Origin of the sequence: Rhodanobacter sp. FW021-MT20 (genome assembly GCF_041107475.1) — a bacterium.
Taxonomy (GTDB): domain Bacteria; phylum Pseudomonadota; class Gammaproteobacteria; order Xanthomonadales; family Rhodanobacteraceae; genus Rhodanobacter_A; species Rhodanobacter_A glycinis.
The window spans coordinates 251,232-269,411 of sequence record NZ_JBGBPX010000003.1 but is presented as its reverse complement, the minus strand read 5'-3'; the positions used below and the strand labels follow the sequence as shown (position 1 = coordinate 269,411).

Genomic DNA, 18,180 nt, shown 5'->3' with positions numbered 1-18,180 from the left:
GACAGGCTTGCGCGGGTCGGCAGAGGATGCCCGGTGCGATCTTTCTACGCACACCGTCTTCATTCGAGGATTCGCGCATGCCGCTTGGAACGTCGATCACGCGTGGGTCATGCACACGCATTCGCCGCAGTCTGTCCACGGCTTTGCTCGGCGTGTTCTTGCTGATGGCGTGGACGGCCAGCGCGACGACGGCAGGGCGCAAGTGGGTCGGCAGTTGGGAACAGGCGATGACTTCGCAATACACGCAGGTCGACGGCCCCGATGGCAAGCCGCAGCGCGATGCTTACGGGCAGCCGGTCGATCACGCGCCAGCGGTTCACGACGTGACCTTGCGCCAGAACGTGCTTGCTAGCATCGGTGGTGATCGCGTGCGCATTCGCTTGTCGAATTATTACGGTCTGCAACCGCTCACGATCAGTGCCGCGCGCATCGCGCTCGGCGTCGGCAAGTCGGATGACCTGTCCGCGATCCAGCTCGACAGCGATCGGAAGCTGACCTTCCACGGCGGGCAGACCACGGTCACCATTGCTCCCGGCCAGGAGATCGTCAGCGATCCGGTTGCGCTGCACGTACCGGCCCTGTCGAACGTGGTGGTCAGTCTGTATTTCGCCGGCAACGCAACGCTTGCGGATTTCCATCCCTTGCAGCATGGCCATGTCACCCGCATCGTCGATGGCGACGCCACGCAGGCCGCGTCGCTGGCGCAGCGGGCGCCGTCGAAAGTGCTGCCGGGCAAGCAGGGCGACGACCATATCTATCTGCTGACCGGCCTTGAGATGGAGGTGCCGACGGCGACACGCAGCATCATCGCGTTCGGTGATTCGATTACCGATGGTTACCTTGCCACTGCGCCGTCGACGTCGTGGCCGGCTGCGCTGGCCGGTATCGCGAACCGTGCGGGTGGAACGCCGGCCGCGGTGGGCAATGCGGGCATCAGCGCGGATGAGTTGACCACGGACCAGATCGGCGCGCCGGGGGCAGGTACCTCCGGGCTGAAGCGTTTCCTGCGCGATGTCGTCGATCGTCCCGGTCTCACCGACGTGATCGTGCTGTTCGGTGCCAACGACCTCAACCGGGGCATCGATCCGGCCGGTTATCCCAGCGGGGTGTCCGCCGGCGACCTGATTGCCGCGTACCGCATGTTGATCGATGTTGTCCATCAGCATCACTTGCGCATCTACGCCGGCACCATCACGCCATTCGCTGGCGAGCCGGGTTGGTACACCCCGCAGAAGGAAGCAATCCGCCTGCAGGTGAACCGGTGGATACGCGATTCCGGCCACTTCGATGGCGTGATCGATTTTGCCGCCGCCGTGCGCGGTGCTTACAATGCGCCGCCGCTGGTTGCGACGCTCAAGCCGTTGCCCGCCGGCATGGCGATCGTGTGCGCCGGCGACGAGGGCCTGCATCCGAACGATCGCGGTTATGCGGTGATGGGTACGCTGGCTTACAACGTGCTGTTCCACACAAAACTGAAGCCGGCGCAGGGGTGCCATTGAGCACGAGAGTGGCAAGCGAGCGACTCAAAATCGGCCAGCGATGACCTGTCGTGTTCGTCATCCCGGCGCAGGCCGGAGGCGCCTTTCAACAGGCGGCAGTCTGGTCATCCAGTCACGACCTCGCTTGCTCAGGCCATACGGCTACCGGGTTCCGGCCTGCGCCGGAACGACGAACAAGGGCGTGGTGTCGGTGCGCGTTGCGTAATGCTGGATGACCGAAGCCGATGCGTTCAGGGTTTTCGGCGGTGGGTCATGCTCGACAAAACGCCATCACGCCGGATCAACCCGTGATAAAGCGCCGCTGCCATGTGCGCCAGGAAGGTGAGGAACAGCAACATGGCGAGTACGGTGTGCAACTGGCGCAGGATGGCGAAGGCGATGGCGTTGGTGGGGAAGATCGCCGGCAGGCGCAGCGAATCGCTCAGCATCACCGGGTAGCCGCCGGCCGACAGCATCGCCCAGCCGATCAACGGCATCGCGATCATCAAGCCGTAAAGCAGCCAGTGCGAAGCATGCGCCGCAAGTTTCTGCAGCCATGGCAGGTCGGCCGGCAAGGGCGGGGCCGGATTGCGCAGTCGAATAGCCAGGCGCAGCACGGCAAGAATCAGGATCGCAATACCCAGCGGCTTGTGGATGTGGATCAGCCACTCGTGCCGTTCGGACACCGAAGCCACCATGCCGATGCCGATGAACAGCATCGCCAGAATCAACATGGCCATCAGCCAGTGCAGGATACGGGCGGACAGGACGAACATGCCGGTCGTGTTGCTCATGGCGTGGTCTCCGGCGTGGGCTTGGTCTGTGTTTGCGTGGTGCCAGGCAGATGCGCTTCCTCGCTGGTACGACGCAGGTAGGAAGCGGCGTAGGCGGCGGAACGCGCGGGCAACAGCGGATCGTCGGAAATCTCGATGCCGTCGGGCAGCACCGTGGGGTCGTAGTTGATGTCGCGGCACGGGCCACTTTCCTGCGGCGTGGTGTGGTCGATCACCAGCGTGCCGGCGTCGATGCTGCGGCGGTCGGCTGGCCATGTCCTGGTGGCGTCGTTGGTCGGGTCACCCGGGTTCGCCAGTGTCACCATCAGGTGCCAGCGCAGCGGACCGTTGGCCAGACGTTGGGACAGGTCGGCCGCCAGGTAATTCGGGTCACCAGCCTTGTGGATATCGTGGCTGGCATCGGTGGCGACCGGTGCCATCACCCAGCGCACGGCCTGACGTTGGCCGGCGGCATTGATGAAGATGAAGGCGTTGATGCTGTGGTAGCTCTCGGTGGCGAAGCTGGCCGATGGCTTGGCGGTTTTCGCCCAGGCACGGAATGCCGCGGCTTCCGGATGGGCGGCAAAGAATGCCGCGACCTTCGCCGGATCAGGCTTGCCGGTGGCCGGGTCCGGTTGCGTCGCTTTCAATTGCGCGTAGAACGCCTGCGGCGTGGACACCGGGAACACCGGCATGGCGTTCATGCCGGTACGCCATTGCTGCCCGTCGGCCTGGGTGAAGCGCAGCGCCAGGCTGCGGATCGGCACGCTGCCATCGGGCGCATACGGGTTGCTGCCGGGAATCGCGAAGCGCCCGACCACGGGTGTGCGACTGCGCGTGAACACCTGCGCCATGGAGTAGGGCACGGCGTTGCCATTGCCTTCGAAATAGCCCGACACGCACACGCCCTTGGCGTGGTTGCGACGGTAACCGGGAAACACGCCGGCATTCTTCTGGAACTGGTTGACGATGCGCTTTGGCGTCAGGCGATGCGGCGCAAGCCAGCCGCCGACGTAACCGAAGAGCAATGCGAAAGCCGCCACGATGGCGGCGATCAACAGGAAGGCGCCGGCGCGATGGCTGGGTGGTTTGCTGGAACGTGAGGACGAGTCGGACATGGCGGGCTCCTGCCTGGTCGGTCATAGGCGTGGCGATGGGTAGGGAGGTCAGCTGCCGGTAGCTGTTGGGTAGCCTTTCGCTGCCCGGTCGGATTGGGTTACATCCTTCGGGCGATCTCGACGCAAAGGCCCGCGTTGCCGCGAGTCTGTTACGGCGACCTGTTTAGCGACGAAGCTCAGTCAAAAAGACCGTTCGCGCTGAACGTAGCTTGCGTTAGCAAGCGGAGTCGAAGCACACCCTTCGACTCCGGCCCTACGGGCCTACGCTCAGGGCTAACGGTGAGGTATCGGCTGAACCTTGTCGCTGATCAGGGACGGCGAAGGCAGGGCATTTGCGGCAGTGCGCAATGTCGGCAGGGTGGCGCGGGCCGCATAATCGAGGCTTCGATTTCGTAGTCAAGGATCTGCTGATGACCGCCCCCACCCGCATCGACACCACCCGCGTGATCCATCCGCCCAAGGGTGACAAGCTCAGCTGCAAGAGCTGGCTCACCGAGGCGCCGTACCGCATGATCCAGCACAACCTGGACCCCGGCGTGGCGGAGAACCCGGCTGAACTGGTGGTGTACGGCGGCATCGGTCGCGCCGCGCGCAACTGGGAGTGCTTCGACGCCATCCTCAAGGCGCTGCGCGAACTCAACGACGACGAGACCCTGCTGGTGCAGTCCGGCAAGCCGGTGGGCGTGTTCCGCACCCACGTGGACGCGCCGCGCGTGCTCATCGCCAACTCCAACCTGGTGCCGGCCTGGGCCAACTGGGAGCACTTCCACGAGCTCGATAAAAAGGGCCTGATGATGTACGGCCAGATGACCGCCGGCTCGTGGATCTACATCGGCTCGCAGGGCATCATCCAGGGCACCTACGAAACCTTCGTGGAAATGGGCCGACAGAGCTACGGCGGCAGCCTCAAGGGCCGCTGGATCCTTACTGCGGGCCTTGGCGGCATGGGCGGCGCGCAGCCGCTGGCGGCCAGCCTGGCCGGTGCCTGCAGCCTCAACATCGAGTGCCAGCAAAGCCGCATCGACTTCCGCCTGAAGACCAAGTACGTGGACGAGCAGGCCAGCGACCTCGATGACGCGCTGGCGCGCATCGAGAAGTACACCAAGGCCGGCGAAGCGAAATCCATCGCGTTGCTGGGCAATGCGGCGGACATCCTGCCCGAGCTGGTGCGCCGTGGCGTGCGCCCCGACGCCGTCACCGACCAGACCAGCGCGCACGACCCGGTCAACGGCTACCTGCCGCAGGGCTGGACGCTGGAGCAGTGGTTCGAACGCCGCAAGAGCGAGCCCGACGCCACCCGCGACGCCGCCAAGGCCTCCATGCGCGTGCACGTGGAAGCCATGCTGGCGTTCCAGAAGCAGGGCATCCCCACCTTCGACTACGGCAACAACATCCGCCAGATGGCCTTCGACGTGGGCTGCAAGAACGCCTTCGACTTCCCCGGCTTCGTGCCCGCCTACGTGCGCCCGCTGTTCTGCCGCGGCATCGGCCCGTTCCGCTGGGTGGCGCTCAGCGGCGACCCGGAAGACATCCTGAAGACCGACGCCAAGGTCAAAGAGCTGATCCCCGACGACAAGCACCTGCACAACTGGCTGGACATGGCCGAGCAGCGCATCGCCTTCCAGGGCCTGCCCTCGCGCATCTGCTGGGTGGGCCTTGGCGTGCGCCACAAGCTGGGCCTGGCCTTCAACGAAATGGTGCGAAACGGCGAGCTGAAGGCACCCGTGGTGATCGGCCGCGACCACCTGGATTCCGGCTCCGTGGCCAGCCCCAACCGCGAAACCGAAGCCATGAAAGACGGCAGCGATGCGGTCAGCGATTGGCCCATCCTCAACGCCTTGCTCAACACCGCCAGCGGCGCCACCTGGGTCAGCTTCCACCACGGCGGCGGCGTCGGCATGGGTTACAGCCAGCACGCCGGCCTCGTCATCGTCTGCGACGGCAGCGAAGCGGCCGACAAGCGCATTGCCAGGGTGCTGTGGAACGATCCGGGCACCGGCGTGATGCGGCATGCGGATGCGGGGTATGAGGATGCCGTGGCGTGCGCGAAAGAGCAGGGGTTGAAGTTGCCGATGGTTCCGTAAGGGATGCTCTGATCAATCCTTTGCCCGTCATTCCAGCGAACGCTGGAATCCAGTGCCTTCAAATGGTTGCCGAGGCGCCGGGTCCAATAGTTCGCCGGGATGACGCTTCATTTGAACCGTCCCAAAGTCTCCGGACAAGGAGCAAGTCATGGCCGTACCCAAATACGACTGGTGGTATCTGCCGCTGTTGCGCCTGCTCAGTGACGACCAGGCATGGCGCATGTCCGACGTATACGATGCGCTCGCCAAAGAGGCAGGCCTGACCGACGCAGATCTTGGCGAAATGCTGCCAAGCGGTACGGATCACACCTATCGCAACCGTATCGCCTGGGCGCGCACCTTTCTCAAGAAGGCGGGACTGGTGCAGTCGCCCAAGTGGGGCATGGTCAGCATCACCGAGCGCGGCAAGTCAGTGCTGCAGGAAAATCCGGTCACCCTCAATGACGCTTGGCTGATGCGTTACCCGGAGTTCGCCGAGTGGGCGCGCCCCTCGAAACCGGCATCACCTCAATCGTCCATCGACAGCCAACCATCGGCGACCGACGACGAGACACCGCGTGAAGCGCTTGAACGCATGTACGGACAATTACAACGCGATCTGGCCGACGAGTTGCTGGAACGCGTCAAGCAGGTCAGCCCCGAGTATTTCGAGCGCATCGTGGTGGATCTGATGCTGGCCATGGGCTACGGCGGTTCCCGCGCCGAGGCGGGACATACCGTGGGCCGGTCTGGCGATGGCGGCATCGACGGCATCATCGACGAGGACCAGCTTGGCCTGGACAAGATCTACCTGCAGGCCAAGCGCTGGAAGGACAACGTCGGCCGCCCGCTGGTTCAGGCATTTTCCGGTTCACTGGAAGGCGAGCGCGCCACCAAGGGCGTTTTCATCACCACCTCTGCCTTCACCGCCGAGGCTCACGACTACGTGGGCAAGATCAGCAAGAAGATCGTGTTGATCGACGGTCGCAAGCTGGCCGAGTTGATGATCCGCCACAACGTGGGCGTGAGCCAGGAGGCCACCTACATCGTCAAGCGCATCGATAGCGATTATTTCGATCCGGATGCGTGACCATAGCGGAGTCGGGTTTACTTGTTCTGTTCGCTGGCATGACGGACAAAAGCTTGATCAGGGTATTCCCTGGATGAGTCGTGTCATGTATGCCTGCATCGCGCCGGAGGCGGCGGGCGCAGCAGGGCTTGGCAGTCTTCTTCTCGCTTCGAGTCTCGCCTGAACCGCAAAAGGATTTCGTGCTTGGAACATCTGCTTCGCCTGGCGAATTTGACCGTCATCGTGTACGCGGCGGTCACTCTGTTCACCATCGGGGTGGTCTTGTGGCTTGCATGGGCGCGGTTCTTCCCGGAAGGGATGCAGCTGAAGAAGATTTCCCACGGTGTGATGGCGTTGTCGGTGCTGGTTCTGCTGATCGGCTGTTATGCCTCCACTGCCACGAAGGGGCTGGACGGGGTGGCCTGTGTGACGGGTCGATATACGTTGGACCGGATGTGTTTCCGCCATGACGAGCGTCCCTGGATCTTCTGGGTCGTCCTGGGGTGGCAGGCATTCTTCTTCGGGCTGCTGATGCTCCTGGCCTTGCTGTCCCTGGTACGGATGGCCGTGCCGGGCAGGCCAGGCACTGTTGCGCCGGGAAAGCATCTGCGCCGGGCTACGGGCACGGACGCGAGACTGCCGGTCGTGCGGAAGGCGAAAGCGGGCGACGCGTTTCAGTTGTTACTGTTCGTGGTGGGTGGCATGGTGATGGCGACCTTGGCATGGGTTGCCATGTCGCTGGATCGGGCGGACGACGTGCGGAAACAGGTGGCGGGAGCGTTTGCGTCAGTCGCGGTTGAGCAAGCTGCCGTCGAAGCCTATTTGCGCGATCACGGCGGACTGCCCGATGACAACAAGATGGTTGCGCTGCCGTCGCCGGCAGACCTGCACCGGTACAACGTGAGCGATGTCGAGGTAGTCAAGGGGAGCCTCCTGCTCAAGTTCGATGCGGCGACGGCGGACGAACATCTTGCCGGTCGCCAGGTGCTGCTGATCGCGGTGCGGCACGAGAGGCAGGTGCGTTGGCACTGCGCCACGCTGGATGTCGACGTCAGATATCTTCCGATCCATTGTCCGGTGGATCGCTAACCTAAACAGGGTTGTCGAAACGGGGGACAAGATCCACTTGCCAGCAATCAGGAACAGGCGCCTGACTCTCTTCTCGGCTTGCGGCAAATGGGTGGGGTCGAGATGGGTCGGACATCTTTGAAGATAAGTGTTGAACCGTGGTGGGGGATGACGATGAAATGGATGCTGATTTGGCTGCTGGTGATGGGCAGCGTGGGTATGGCATGCGCACAGCCGGCCACGCGCAGCTTTCGGTACGACCTCGCGCTGGACGTGGATGCGCAAGGACATGTCGTGCGCGTCACGCTGCCGGATGGCGTGCCGGCACCGTTCGTGTCGTCATTGAAGGAGGCAGCGAATCGCTGGAGCTTCAAGGCGCCCATTCGAGATGGTGTGCCGGTGACCGCGCGTACCTATGCAAGGGTCAGACTGGTCCTCGTGCCGAAGGACAAGGATCATTACGGGATGCGGATCGATTTTCTGTCCAACGGACCCAGCCTGGCCTTTACTCGCAATCCGGGCTACCCGTCGGAGATGATGCGTGACCGGACCGAGGGAACGGTCACCATGGCTGCCGTTGTGCAGCCGGATGGTCGCGTAACCGACATCCGGCTCCTGGATGCCAGGCTTTCCCAGCACAATGTCACGCGTACGAAGCATGCCACAGCAGTCTTTGCCCGCGCGGCAGAAGAGGCGATGCAATCCATGACCGCCAAGCCCGAATGGGTTGATGGCAAGCCGGTCGCCACGGCGATCGTGCTGCCTGTGAGCTTCAGCCTGAACGGTACGAGTGACGGCAGCGCCAGTGCGTCGGGTAGCGTCGTAGGGCGCTGAGAGCAGGACGCCGACTGGAGCTGCGTGGCAGCGTCAGGCGGTGATGCTGAAGGCGGCGCTGGCGATCCATTTCGCGATGTTCGTGGTGGAGCGGGTTTCCGGGCTGGCGGTGCCGGCCCGGTAGAGCACGGATGTGCCCGAAAGCGTTTCGAAGCTGCCGAGCTTGAGCGCGGCCTGGTGCCGATCGGGCTGGCCGGGATGGCCGATGGCGGCCTCGGCGTCGGGCGTCTGTCCGTAATGCCTGAGCGATACGAAGCGTCCGATGACGTTGGTAGCGCCGTACAGCACCCGCGCGGGCAGGAGCAATCCGTTGATGCGTCAGACCCGGCGAATGAAGCCGCTCACGTATCCCTTGCCGTTTTCCATAGTCGTTCCCCCGTGTTGTGGGTTGGTCCACGACGTGCGCGGTCATGGTGCCCGTGCTGGCGGCCTTCGGTTTTACGTTTCTCGTGTTCCCGTAGAGCGGTTTTATCAAAACGAGAGCCGCCTGTGTCATGAGATGCGCCGGGTTTGACGTGTGTCTCTGCCGCCATGTCGATGTAACCGGTCGACGGGTAGGTACGAAAGCACTGAAACAGCGGTGCGCGCCAATCCACGAAGTCGTGCGCGGATCCGCAAAAGCAAGCATTTTCCGATGACGCGAAATGAGGGAAATGCGTCCTTTCGTTGCCATTGTTTTTGGAGACAATGCCTGCGCGTCTTTATTGATAGTGGGATAAATCACGACATATTGCGGCGTTGGAGAAGGTCTGATCCATGTGCTTCTCGCTCGTCATTCCTTCGGCCGTTGAGAGCCACTGGAATGACGAGCAAATAGGTGACACCTGATGCGCCGTTACGCAATCTATCCAGGATGACCGTTTCGACGCGGCATCCGGGCAACCCCTTTCCTGATGAGTGCCGAACCTCGGTTCGGAAATACCCGTTCATGCTGAGCGTGGCTTGCGTCAGCAAGCGGAGTCGACGCCCTCGCGTCCGATGCTCTTCGACTTCGGTGCCACGCGCCTGCGCTCAGGGCGAACGGTGAAATGGCAGCTGAGGTTCGACACTGATCAGGCCCCTGTTTCATGAAAGGAGATCGACATGTGGGCACGTTTTTTTCGAGACGGTTTCGGGCTGTCTCTTGTGATGATTGGTGTCATGTTCGCGGCGATCGCCGCAGGCGTCTATGCGATGAGCGAGCCCACGGCCATGCATGCCCACGTGCCGAGCCAGCAGGCCGGCAATGCGCTTGCCGATGAACAGCCATTCCTCAGGCAGAACGACACCGCCATGCAAAAAATGATGGCCGGCATGGCCGTCGAGCCGACCGGCGATGTCGACAAGGATTTCGTCAACATGATGGTTCCCCATCACCAGGGCGCCATCGACATGGCCGTTCTGGAATTGCGCTATGGCACCAGTGCCCGGCTCAAGGCGCTCGCACAAGAAATCGTCGTTACGCAACAGCAGGAAATCGCCGCAATGAAGCTTGCCGTGGGTGAGCCGATTCCACCGTCGCATGCCTCGCCCGTTTCGCCCGACGAGCCACGCACGCACTCCAACCCGTAAAGGAAACTTCGAATGAAAACCACCTTGATTGCCGCGGCGCTTGCCGTATCTCTTGCCAGTGGCGCGGCCTGGGCGGGCCAGCCCCCCTATGCCGCTTCGGCCAAAGACTTTCCGGTCAGCCATCAGGATCGGGTCTATTCGGCGGACCAGTACTCCAACACTGTCTCCGTGATTGACCCGGCCAGCAACAAGCTGCTGGGGGCCATCCGCCTTGGCGAGTCGCAACCGGGCAATCTCAGCCCGCTCTATGGCGGGCAAGTACTGGTCCATGGCATGGGTTTTTCGCCCGACCGGCGGACTATCGCGGTGGTCTCGATCGGTTCCAATTCGGTGTCCTTCATCGATACGGCCACGAACGAAGTCAAGCACGTCACCTATCTCGGCCGTTCCCCGCATGAGGCGTTCTTCACCCCCGACGGCAAGGAAGTGTGGGTCACGGTGCGCGGCGAGAATTACGTGCTGGTGCTCGACGGCAAGACCTTCAAGGAGAAAGCCCGGATCGCGACCGCATTCGGCCCCGGCATGCAGATATTTTCGCCGGATGGCAAGTACGGTTATGTCTGCGACTCTTTCAACCCGGTCACCTATGTGATCGATGCGCACACGCACAAGATCATCCACGAGGTGAAGCAGGCGAGCGCCTTCTGCCCGGATATCGCGGCTACCCCCGATGGCAAACAGGTCTGGTTTACGCTCAAGGACATAGGCAAGACCCAGGTCTTCAACGCCAGGCCGCCCTTCAATGTCATCAAGACAATCGATACCGGGCCGATCACCAATCATGTCAATTTTGCGCACAACAAGAATGGGACCTTCGCCTACGTCACGATCGGCGGCTTGAACGAGGTCAAGGTCTACCGCACCGACGACTTCAAACAGGTGGCGACGATACCCGTCGGCGATTTGCCGCACGGCCTCTGGCCATCAGGTGATGGAACGCGCATCTACGTCGGGCTGGAAGGCGCGGCAGAGATGGCCGCGATCGATACCTTGACCAACAAGGTGATCGCCAACATTCCCATTGGCCAGGCACCGCAGGCAGTGACCTATGTACCCGATGCCGTGCCCGTTGGCGATGACGGCACCGCGAATCTGCAACCACTCGGCCTGGCGGGTGAAACCGCGCACATTGCGCTCGGCAATCCTGGCGCTGCGAAGGGGCTGAAGGCTCCCACGTCGGTCGCTCTTTACAACCAGGGCTTGTCGCAGATTCTTGAGGCCTCGGTGACCGGTCTTCAGCCAGGCAAGCCCTACGTGCTCGCCATTGCCCCGAACGCCAATGGCAGCGGTCAGCTACAGACGTTGGCCGGGTTCAAGGCCAATCCCGCCGGTGCTTCCATCGTCAATGCGATTGGCCCGATCCGCCAGATCGTCAACGGCGAGGATGGTGCTACCAAGCGTTATATGGTGATTGCCTCGGGAACCGTCGACCATCCCGGTACGCCAGTGCAGGTCCAGACGTCCGTGCGCTAGCCGAGACGGCGGTAACCCTTCGGGCGGCTTCGCCCGAGGGAATGCAGGAGGCGCATCGCTTGTGCGGCATCGAGCCGCAAGGGCGTTGCGTCTCCTTTTTCGTTTGAGTTGAAATCCGAGCCACTCGGGAATGAGTCTGGGCAAGCTCCTGGCAGGTATGCCTGTCGACGCTGGCGGGTCGGAAATTCGCGCGCAGTTGACGCGGTGCTTTGTAGCGTCGGGTGGTTGATGCAACTTGCTACGCCGCTTCCTTGAATGCCGACGTCCGCGGTGGTGTCCTGCGTCGGAGGCGGTACGCGGGCTTCCGCCGTGTCGCCGGCCCACAGCCGGAGTACACCGAACGTGCTCAATATGCTTCGACGCAACTTGATGCCCATCGCGGCGCTGCTGCTTTCCCTGCTTTTCCTGTGGTTGGGGTGGCAGGTGTCACCGGCCTGGTTCTGGCCGTTATTATTGACGGTGCCGGTTCTCGCGCTGGGCATTTACGACATCACCCAGCGGCAATGGACGATCCTGCGCAATTACCCGGTGGCCGCGCGGCTACGCTGGCTGTTCTACGATCTGCGCCCGTTCCTGCGCGCGTATATCGTGGAGGACGATCTCCACGGCACGCCGTTTCCGTTCGCGGCGCGCAACCTGGTGCACGAGCGCGCCGAGGGTCTGACTGATACCAAGCCGTTCGGCACCGAGCGACATACCGATGCGGCCAGTTACCACTGGTTTGCGCACTCCATTGCGCCGGCGGAGAAACCCGACGAGTCGCCCCGCGTCACGGTGGGCAACGAGCAGACCGCCAGGAAATACTCGGCCTCGGTATTCAACATTTCGGCGATGAGCTTTGGCGCGCTGTCGGCCAACGCGATTTTGTCGCTGAACCTGGGCGCCAAATTGGGCGGCTTCTACCACGACACCGGCGAAGGCGGGCTCAGCGAGCACCATCTGGCGCATGGCGGTGATGTGGTGTGGGAGCTGGGCTCGGGTTATTTCGGTGCGCGCGACAAGCAGGGGCACTTCGACCCTGCGCAGTTCGCCGACAAGGCCGCCAACGATGCGGTGAAGATGACCGAGATCAAGCTCAGCCAGGGCGCCAAGCCGGGACACGGCGGCTTGCTGCCCGGCGCCAAGGTGAGTGAGGAGATCGCCCGCGTGCGCGGCGTGCCTGCGCATGAAGATTGCCTGAGCCCGTCGGCTCATTCGGCGTTCTCCACGCCGATCGAATTGCTGGAATTCGCCGCGAAGATGCGTGAGCTGTCCGGCGGCAAGCCGGTGGGCCTCAAGCTGTGCATCGGCCAGATGCACGAGCCGTTCGCACTGGTGAAGGCGATGCTGCAAACCGGCATCCTGCCTGACTTCATCGTGGTGGATGGCGGTGAGGGCGGCACCGGAGCCGCGCCGCAGGAGTTGTCGGATTGGGTGGGCATGCCGCTGGAGGATGGTCTGGTCGTGATGCGCAACGCGCTGGTGGGCGCCGGCCTGAAAGGCCAGGTGCGGCTGGCGGCCAGCGGCAAGGTGTATTCGGGCATGGGGCTGGCGCGCAACCTGGCGCAGGGGGCGGACTGGTGCAACGCGGCGCGTGCCTTCATGTTCTCGATCGGCTGCATCCAGGCACAGCGCTGCCATCTGGGTACGTGCCCCACCGGTATCACCACGCAGGACCGCAGCCGCCAGCGCGGCTTGGTGCCGGAAGTGCAGGGGCCGCGCGCCGCGCGCTTCCACGCCGAAACGCTGAAGTCGCTGGCACGCATCGTGGCTTCGGTGGGCTTCGAGCACCCGCGCGATCTGGCGCCGCATCACCTCATCCATCGCGTGGGCCCGAAGAAGGCGTTGCCAGTGGACGAGATCAAGGTGTTCCTGCCTGAAGGCATACTGCTGGCCGCGCCGGAAGACACCGTCTACGCCTCCTGGTGGCGCGCCGCCCGCGCCGACAGTTTCCGTCCCGCCACCGACCTGGTGGCCGACCGCGCCCGCAAGCACAAGCGCGAGGCGGTGGACTGAAGCGGCGTGCCACATCCGTTGCTTGCGGCGGGCATCGTCGGACGTCTCGATCGGTGCGTCACGCGAGCGTAGCGGCATCGGGGTCGCCAGGTGTCCTGCGTTCACGCAGCGCGCGTTGTCCGTCCGCGCGACGTTGCTCCGGCGACGACGCTCGGACTTTCACCGGTACGGCCCAATACAGCAGGCCTCGCCCAGCATCTGACCCAACCATCGCCGCATCGCGCCTGCGTGGTCGGCGTCGACCACCGCGGCCAGATAGCCGTCCGGACGCAGCAGCGCCCAACTGCCTTGCGGCAACGCCCAGGCGGCCTGGAAGTAGCCGTGCGGGTCGGCCAGCTCGCCGTCGCCGCCCACCACGACGCGCTTGAGCTGCGGGTGCGGCGCGATGGCGTCGGCGTCGGCCGCATGGCCCAGTGCGGTCCAGTGGGTACCGGCCAGCAGCTCAAACAGGCGCACCGGCGTGCCGTCGGCGGCGCGCACCAGCGGGGCGTCAGGTGCGCGGTCGCCGGCGCGCAGTCCCTCGTGGCGCGCCGGTGCTTCCAGGTTCAGCGGCGAGCCGCGATAGCCCACGTCGAGTTGGCGCGTGGCGCGGCTGCGCTTCAGTTCACCGCGCCTGGCAGCCTCCAGCAGCGAGGTGGACAGGCCCAGCATGTCGGCCGCGACGGGCCGGCGTTCGGCTTCGTAGCTGTCGAGCAGGGCGTCGGGGGCGCCGGCCAGCACCGCGGCCAGCTTCCAGCCCAGGTTGCAGGCATCCTGCACGCTGGTGTTCAGGCCCTGGCCACCGGTGGGCGGGTGCACGTGGGCGGCGTCGCCAGCCAGGAACACCCGGCCTGTCCGGTAGCGTGCGGCCAGCCGTGCGCTCATGCGGTAGACCGAGGCCCAGTGCACGGCCTGCAGCGTGATCGCGCTACGACCGCTGCGCTGGGCCAGCAACGCCTGCAGCGCCGGCAGCGAGATGTCCACCTCGCCTTCCGGCGGTACCGGCGTCTGCAGCTGGAAGAGCTCGGTGCCGGCCAACGGGCATAGCGCGAGCTGGCGCGCCGGATCGTCGCTGCCGAAGCGGTGCCAGGCATCGCGGGACAAGCCTTCAAGCGTGAGGTCGGCCACCAGCGCGCGCATGCCCAGGTCGTGGCCGGGGAATGCCACGTCCAGCAGCTGGCGCACGGTGCTGCGGCCGCCGTCGCAACCCACCAGGTAGCGCGCACGTAGCGTGCGCTTGCGGTGCGCATCGCGCAGCGTGGCGTCCACGCCGTGCGCGTCCTGCGCCAGCGCCAGCAGCTCGCAACCGCCCTGCACCGTGTGGCCGAGCGCGGCGAGGCGCTCGCGCAGGATGCGTTCGGTAATCCATTGCGGGCACATCCACGGCTGGGCGTAGGGCTCCGCCGGGGTGGGGCTGGCGTCGCCCAGCGGGCTGTCCACATGGCTGCCGTCGGCGCGGTGTTCGCGCAGCTGCGGGTAGGGTCCGCCGGCGGCCAGCACCGCAGGCAGCACGCCAAGATCCTCGAACACCTCCAGCGTGCGCGGCTGCAAGCCCTTGCCGCGCGAGCCGGGGAAGGGCGTGGCGAGCTTGTCCACCACGGCGAAGGCCACGCCGCGACGGGCCAGCTCGATGGCCAGGGTGAGGCCGGCGGCGCCCGCGCCGCAGACCAGTACGTCGATGTCGGAACGACTCATGCGTGTCTCCAGATATGTGTAAAATGCAAGCAGTTGGAGGCATGCTATGACCACGAAGAAAAATGTGCAACATGCACATATATCGCCACGCACCCGCGCGCTGCACGATGCACTGCTCAAGATGGGCAGCGTGTTCAACCGCCCCGACGTGGACGAGCGCATGGTGCGCGCGGCCGGCATTCCGCTGGAGGGCGCGCTGTTTCCGCTGCTGACCATGGTCGAGCGCTTCGGCCCGATCGGCATCGTGGAGCTGGCCAACCGCGGCGGCCGCGACTACACCACGGTGAGCCGCCAGGTGAGCCGGCTGGAGGCCCAGGGCCTGGTGACGCGCCGCGCCGACGCACGCGATGCGCGGGTACGCGCCGTGGTGGTCACCCCCCGTGGCAAGGCCATGACCGACGCGCTCGATGCCGCCCGGGAGCGTGCTGCGCAGGCCTTGTTCGCCAGCTGGAAGCCGGCCGACGTGGATACCCTGGTGCGCCTGGTGCAGCGTTTCGCAGCCGACCTGGAAGCGCATTCCGTGCCGGATGAGGCGAGCTGACACATACCGGTTTGTGCGGCGGGGCAGCGGCGCATGCCGTGGCGGTCGAGCGCGGCGCGACCCAGGGTGGGCCCCTTGCCACGCCCCTCGGGGCGCGTGAGGTCGCGGCTTCATTCCCTCCCATGCAAGGCAGGGCAGGATGGGGCCTCGGGCGTCAGGTTTCGCTGGCCAACTCGCGCAGCTGCGCGGCAGTAGCCGCATCGGCGGGCACGAAGGCTTCCAGGGCCAGTTCGGCCAGGGTCACCTCCACCGGCGTGCCGAACACCGTGGTGGTGCTGAGCATGGACAGCACGCGGCCATCCAGCTCCAGTTGCATGGGCACGGCGATGCCGCCCGGTGCAGCGTCGCTGCCCTCGGCCGGTGCAGGCAGCGCCTGCAGCTCGCGCAGCAGGGCGATCAGCGCGGGATCGAAGCAGGCATCGATCTGCTGGCGCAGGCGGTGCAACAGGTGGGCGCGCCATTGGCCGAGATTGCGGATGCGTGGTGCCAGGCCTTGCGGGTGCAGGCTCAGCCGCAGCACGTTCACCGGTGGCGCCAGCAGCGCCGGTGCCACGCCGTGGAGCAGGCGCAGTGTGGCCTGGTTGCTGGCTACCAGCTGCCAGTAGCGGTCCACAGCCAGCGCGGGGAACGGCTCCAGCCCGGTGAGCAACTGGTCGATAGTGGCGCGCGCGGCGGCTAGCGCGGGGTCATCCAGTGCGCGCTCGCGGAACGCCGGCGCGAAACCTGCTGCCACCAGCAGCGCGTTGCGCTCGCGCAGCGGAATATCCAGGTACTGCGCCAGGTGCAGGATCATGTCGCGGCTGGGCTGCGAGCGGCCGGACTCCACGAAGCTCAGGTGCCGGGTGGAGATCTCCGCCTCGGCGGCCAGCTGCAGTTGCGACAGCCGGCGATGCCGGCGCCACTCGCGCAGCAGGTCTCCCACGGATCGCATGTCTGGCTGGGCCTGAGCATTCATGCGAGCAGCATGCCAGCTTTGCGCCGCGTGCCCGTGTGCCGGAGGTTGGGGGCGCACGATATGTGCGCGCACGGCGCGCGAGACGTTCCGCTACTGGGTAGTTGCACCGATGACGCCGCAGTATCCAAGGCAGTGGCGATGGCGTGCACGCACATGTCATGGTGGCGTCTTACCCATGAAAGCGGAGACGACATGCAGGTCAAGCGGATCATTGCCAACATGCCCGCGGCAGAGCCGGCGGGGGTGGATGCGTTCTACCGGGGCGTGCTGGGGTTGGAGCTTGCGATGGATCACGGTTGGATCCGCACCTATGCGGGTGCCGAGCGCATGACGGTGCAGGTGAGCTTTGCCAGCGAGGGCGGCTCGGGCACGCCGGTGCCGGAGCTGTCGATCGAGGTGGATAATCTGGACGAGGCGTTGCGCCGCGTGCAGGCCGCCGGGATCGCGCTGGTCTACGGGCCGGCCGAAGAGCCTTGGGGTGTGCGTCGCTTTTATGTGCGCGATCCGTTGGGCCGACTGGTGAACATCCTGCAACATGCCTGAGCACGTGGTTGCCGCGTGGCGCGGCAGTTAGCCGTGCGTGAGCGTTTGCGCGGGCCAGCTGGCACGCGATGGTCATTGGCGTTGGCGGCTGCCACCCGAGCGGGTGCAGGCGCACATGGGGGAGGGAGGCTGACGGCAGGAAGCCCCCATCCCCGCCCAACCCTGCGCGCAGATGTGGGCGGGGGCGTAGCACTTCTTCGCGTCAGGATGCCGCGGTTTCGCCGATGAAGGCTTCGATGTCGGCCACGATGCGCTCGAAGTGGGTGTGGTACAGGCCGTGCGGGGCGCCGGCATATTCCAGATAGCGGGTGCCTTGCACCAGCGCAGCCAAGGCGCGGCCCTGCTGCACCGGCTCGCTGGCGTCGCGGTCGCCATGGATCACCAGCAAGGGCAGCTCCAGCGCCGCCAGTTCGGCGCGCTGGTCCACGCGCTTGGCGCGGAAGCATTCCACCAGTGCTTGCAGCGAGGCGTCCAGGATGCAGTCGATGGTGTAGCGCACGTATTCGGGCGTGGTGCCGGTATCGGCAGGCAGGAAGAAATCGTCGGCATTGGCGGCCAGCCACTGCGGCAGGTCGCGGGCGATGGCGGCCACGGCAAGGTTGGTGGTGGCCTCGTCCATGCTCCATGGCGCGCGGCTGCCTTCGGCGTAGCTGGGCGCCACCGGGGCCAGGAATGCCGCTCGGGCGAAACGGCTGCAGCCGTGGCGCGCCAGCATGCGCACGCATTCACCACTGGCCATGGAGTGGGTGATCACGATGGCATCGCGCAGGTCCAGGTGCTCGGCCAGTTCGGCCAGGTCGTCGGCCAGGCGGTCGAGCTGGTAGCCGTGGCCGGGGTCGTCGGAGCGGCCATGACCGCGTCGGTCCAGCGCGATGCAGCGAAAGCCGCGCGCCTGGAAGTGCAGCATGTAGCGGCCCCATGCGCGCGAATCCATCGCCCAGGAGGCGGCGAACAGGATCGGCTGGCCGTGGCCGGCGTCGCGGTAGAACAGCGTGGTGCCATCGGAAGTGATGAACTGGCTCATGGAAGTGCTCCTTGATAATGG

At 65.0% G+C, this 18,180-nt stretch carries 16 protein-coding genes; 10 read left to right on the top strand and 6 right to left on the bottom strand.

Annotated features, from left to right (window positions below; translation table 11 throughout):
- Window positions 1–77 precede the first annotated feature (77 nt).
- A complete protein-coding gene (locus tag AB7849_RS06155) occupies window positions 78–1,499 on the top strand; it encodes a GDSL-type esterase/lipase family protein (RefSeq protein ID WP_081491714.1) in 1,422 nt (473 codons plus the stop codon).
- A gap of 230 nt (window positions 1,500–1,729) precedes the next feature.
- Here the strand turns inward: AB7849_RS06155 and AB7849_RS06150 are convergent, their stop codons facing one another.
- Together AB7849_RS06150 and AB7849_RS06145 are read right to left on the bottom strand one after the other, a co-directional pair.
- Window positions 1,730–2,272: a cytochrome b gene (locus tag AB7849_RS06150; protein WP_008209336.1), complete on the bottom strand. Its 543-nt coding sequence runs from the start codon at window positions 2,270–2,272 to the stop codon at window positions 1,730–1,732.
- On the bottom strand, window positions 2,269–3,369 hold the full coding sequence (locus AB7849_RS06145) for a catalase family peroxidase (RefSeq protein ID WP_008209338.1): 1,101 nt from the start codon (window positions 3,367–3,369) through the stop codon (window positions 2,269–2,271). Before AB7849_RS06145 ends, AB7849_RS06150 begins: the two co-directional genes overlap by 4 nt.
- Before the next feature lie 410 nt (window positions 3,370–3,779).
- On the opposite strand from AB7849_RS06145, the gene hutU reads away from it, so the two are divergent.
- The 4 genes from hutU to AB7849_RS06125 all read left to right on the top strand — a co-directional run bounded on the left by hutU (window position 3,780) and on the right by AB7849_RS06125 (window position 8,403).
- On the top strand, window positions 3,780–5,453 hold the full coding sequence (hutU, locus tag AB7849_RS06140; RefSeq protein WP_369500710.1) for a urocanate hydratase: 1,674 nt from the start codon (window positions 3,780–3,782) through the stop codon (window positions 5,451–5,453).
- A 148-nt stretch (window positions 5,454–5,601) separates the two neighbouring features.
- Window positions 5,602–6,522, top strand: a complete 921-nt coding sequence (locus AB7849_RS06135) for a restriction endonuclease (protein WP_008209344.1) — start codon at window positions 5,602–5,604, stop codon at window positions 6,520–6,522.
- A gap of 183 nt (window positions 6,523–6,705) precedes the next feature.
- Entirely contained in the window at window positions 6,706–7,590 is an 885-nt protein-coding gene (locus AB7849_RS06130) for a pilin (RefSeq protein ID WP_369500708.1), read from the top strand.
- A gap of 153 nt (window positions 7,591–7,743) precedes the next feature.
- Window positions 7,744–8,403 carry a TonB family protein gene (locus AB7849_RS06125; RefSeq protein WP_369500707.1) on the top strand — a complete coding sequence of 220 codons (660 nt, stop codon included), beginning with the start codon at window positions 7,744–7,746 and terminating at the stop codon, window positions 8,401–8,403.
- A 33-nt stretch (window positions 8,404–8,436) separates the two neighbouring features.
- Here AB7849_RS06125 and AB7849_RS06120 read toward each other — a convergent pair whose 3' ends face one another.
- Entirely contained in the window at window positions 8,437–8,709 is a 273-nt protein-coding gene (locus AB7849_RS06120; RefSeq protein WP_008209350.1) for a hypothetical protein, read from the bottom strand.
- A gap of 777 nt (window positions 8,710–9,486) precedes the next feature.
- On the opposite strand from AB7849_RS06120, the gene AB7849_RS06115 reads away from it, so the two are divergent.
- The 3 genes from AB7849_RS06115 to AB7849_RS06105 all read left to right on the top strand — a co-directional run bounded on the left by AB7849_RS06115 (window position 9,487) and on the right by AB7849_RS06105 (window position 13,422).
- On the top strand, window positions 9,487–9,954 hold the full coding sequence (locus AB7849_RS06115) for a DUF305 domain-containing protein (RefSeq protein WP_237711776.1): 468 nt from the start codon (window positions 9,487–9,489) through the stop codon (window positions 9,952–9,954).
- A 12-nt stretch (window positions 9,955–9,966) separates the two neighbouring features.
- Complete coding sequence (locus AB7849_RS06110) at window positions 9,967–11,427, top strand: YncE family protein (RefSeq protein ID WP_008209353.1); 1,461 nt, start codon at window positions 9,967–9,969, stop codon at window positions 11,425–11,427.
- Window positions 11,428–11,778: 351 nt separating this feature from the next.
- Complete coding sequence (locus AB7849_RS06105; protein WP_008209355.1) at window positions 11,779–13,422, top strand: FMN-binding glutamate synthase family protein; 1,644 nt, start codon at window positions 11,779–11,781, stop codon at window positions 13,420–13,422.
- Between the two features lie 159 nt (window positions 13,423–13,581).
- On the opposite strand, the gene AB7849_RS06100 is transcribed toward AB7849_RS06105, so the two are convergent.
- The gene (locus tag AB7849_RS06100) at window positions 13,582–15,096 is read right to left on the bottom strand and encodes an FAD-dependent oxidoreductase (protein WP_369500706.1); all 1,515 of its coding nucleotides are present in this window, start codon (window positions 15,094–15,096) and stop codon (window positions 13,582–13,584) included.
- 46 nt (window positions 15,097–15,142) lie between these two features.
- On the opposite strand from AB7849_RS06100, the gene AB7849_RS06095 reads away from it, so the two are divergent.
- Entirely contained in the window at window positions 15,143–15,637 is a 495-nt protein-coding gene (locus AB7849_RS06095) for a MarR family winged helix-turn-helix transcriptional regulator (protein WP_008209004.1), read from the top strand.
- A gap of 154 nt (window positions 15,638–15,791) precedes the next feature.
- On the opposite strand, the gene AB7849_RS06090 is transcribed toward AB7849_RS06095, so the two are convergent.
- Window positions 15,792–16,568 carry a helix-turn-helix domain-containing protein gene (locus AB7849_RS06090; protein ID WP_008209002.1) on the bottom strand — a complete coding sequence of 259 codons (777 nt, stop codon included), beginning with the start codon at window positions 16,566–16,568 and terminating at the stop codon, window positions 15,792–15,794.
- Window positions 16,569–16,784: 216 nt separating this feature from the next.
- Between AB7849_RS06090 and AB7849_RS06085 the strand changes: the two genes are divergently transcribed.
- Window positions 16,785–17,135, top strand: coding sequence for a VOC family protein (locus tag AB7849_RS06085; protein WP_008209000.1), 351 nt, complete (start codon window positions 16,785–16,787; stop codon window positions 17,133–17,135).
- 202 nt (window positions 17,136–17,337) lie between these two features.
- Here AB7849_RS06085 and AB7849_RS06080 read toward each other — a convergent pair whose 3' ends face one another.
- Entirely contained in the window at window positions 17,338–18,159 is an 822-nt protein-coding gene (locus AB7849_RS06080) for an alpha/beta fold hydrolase (RefSeq protein WP_008208999.1), read from the bottom strand.
- Window positions 18,160–18,180: the final 21 nt, after the last annotated feature.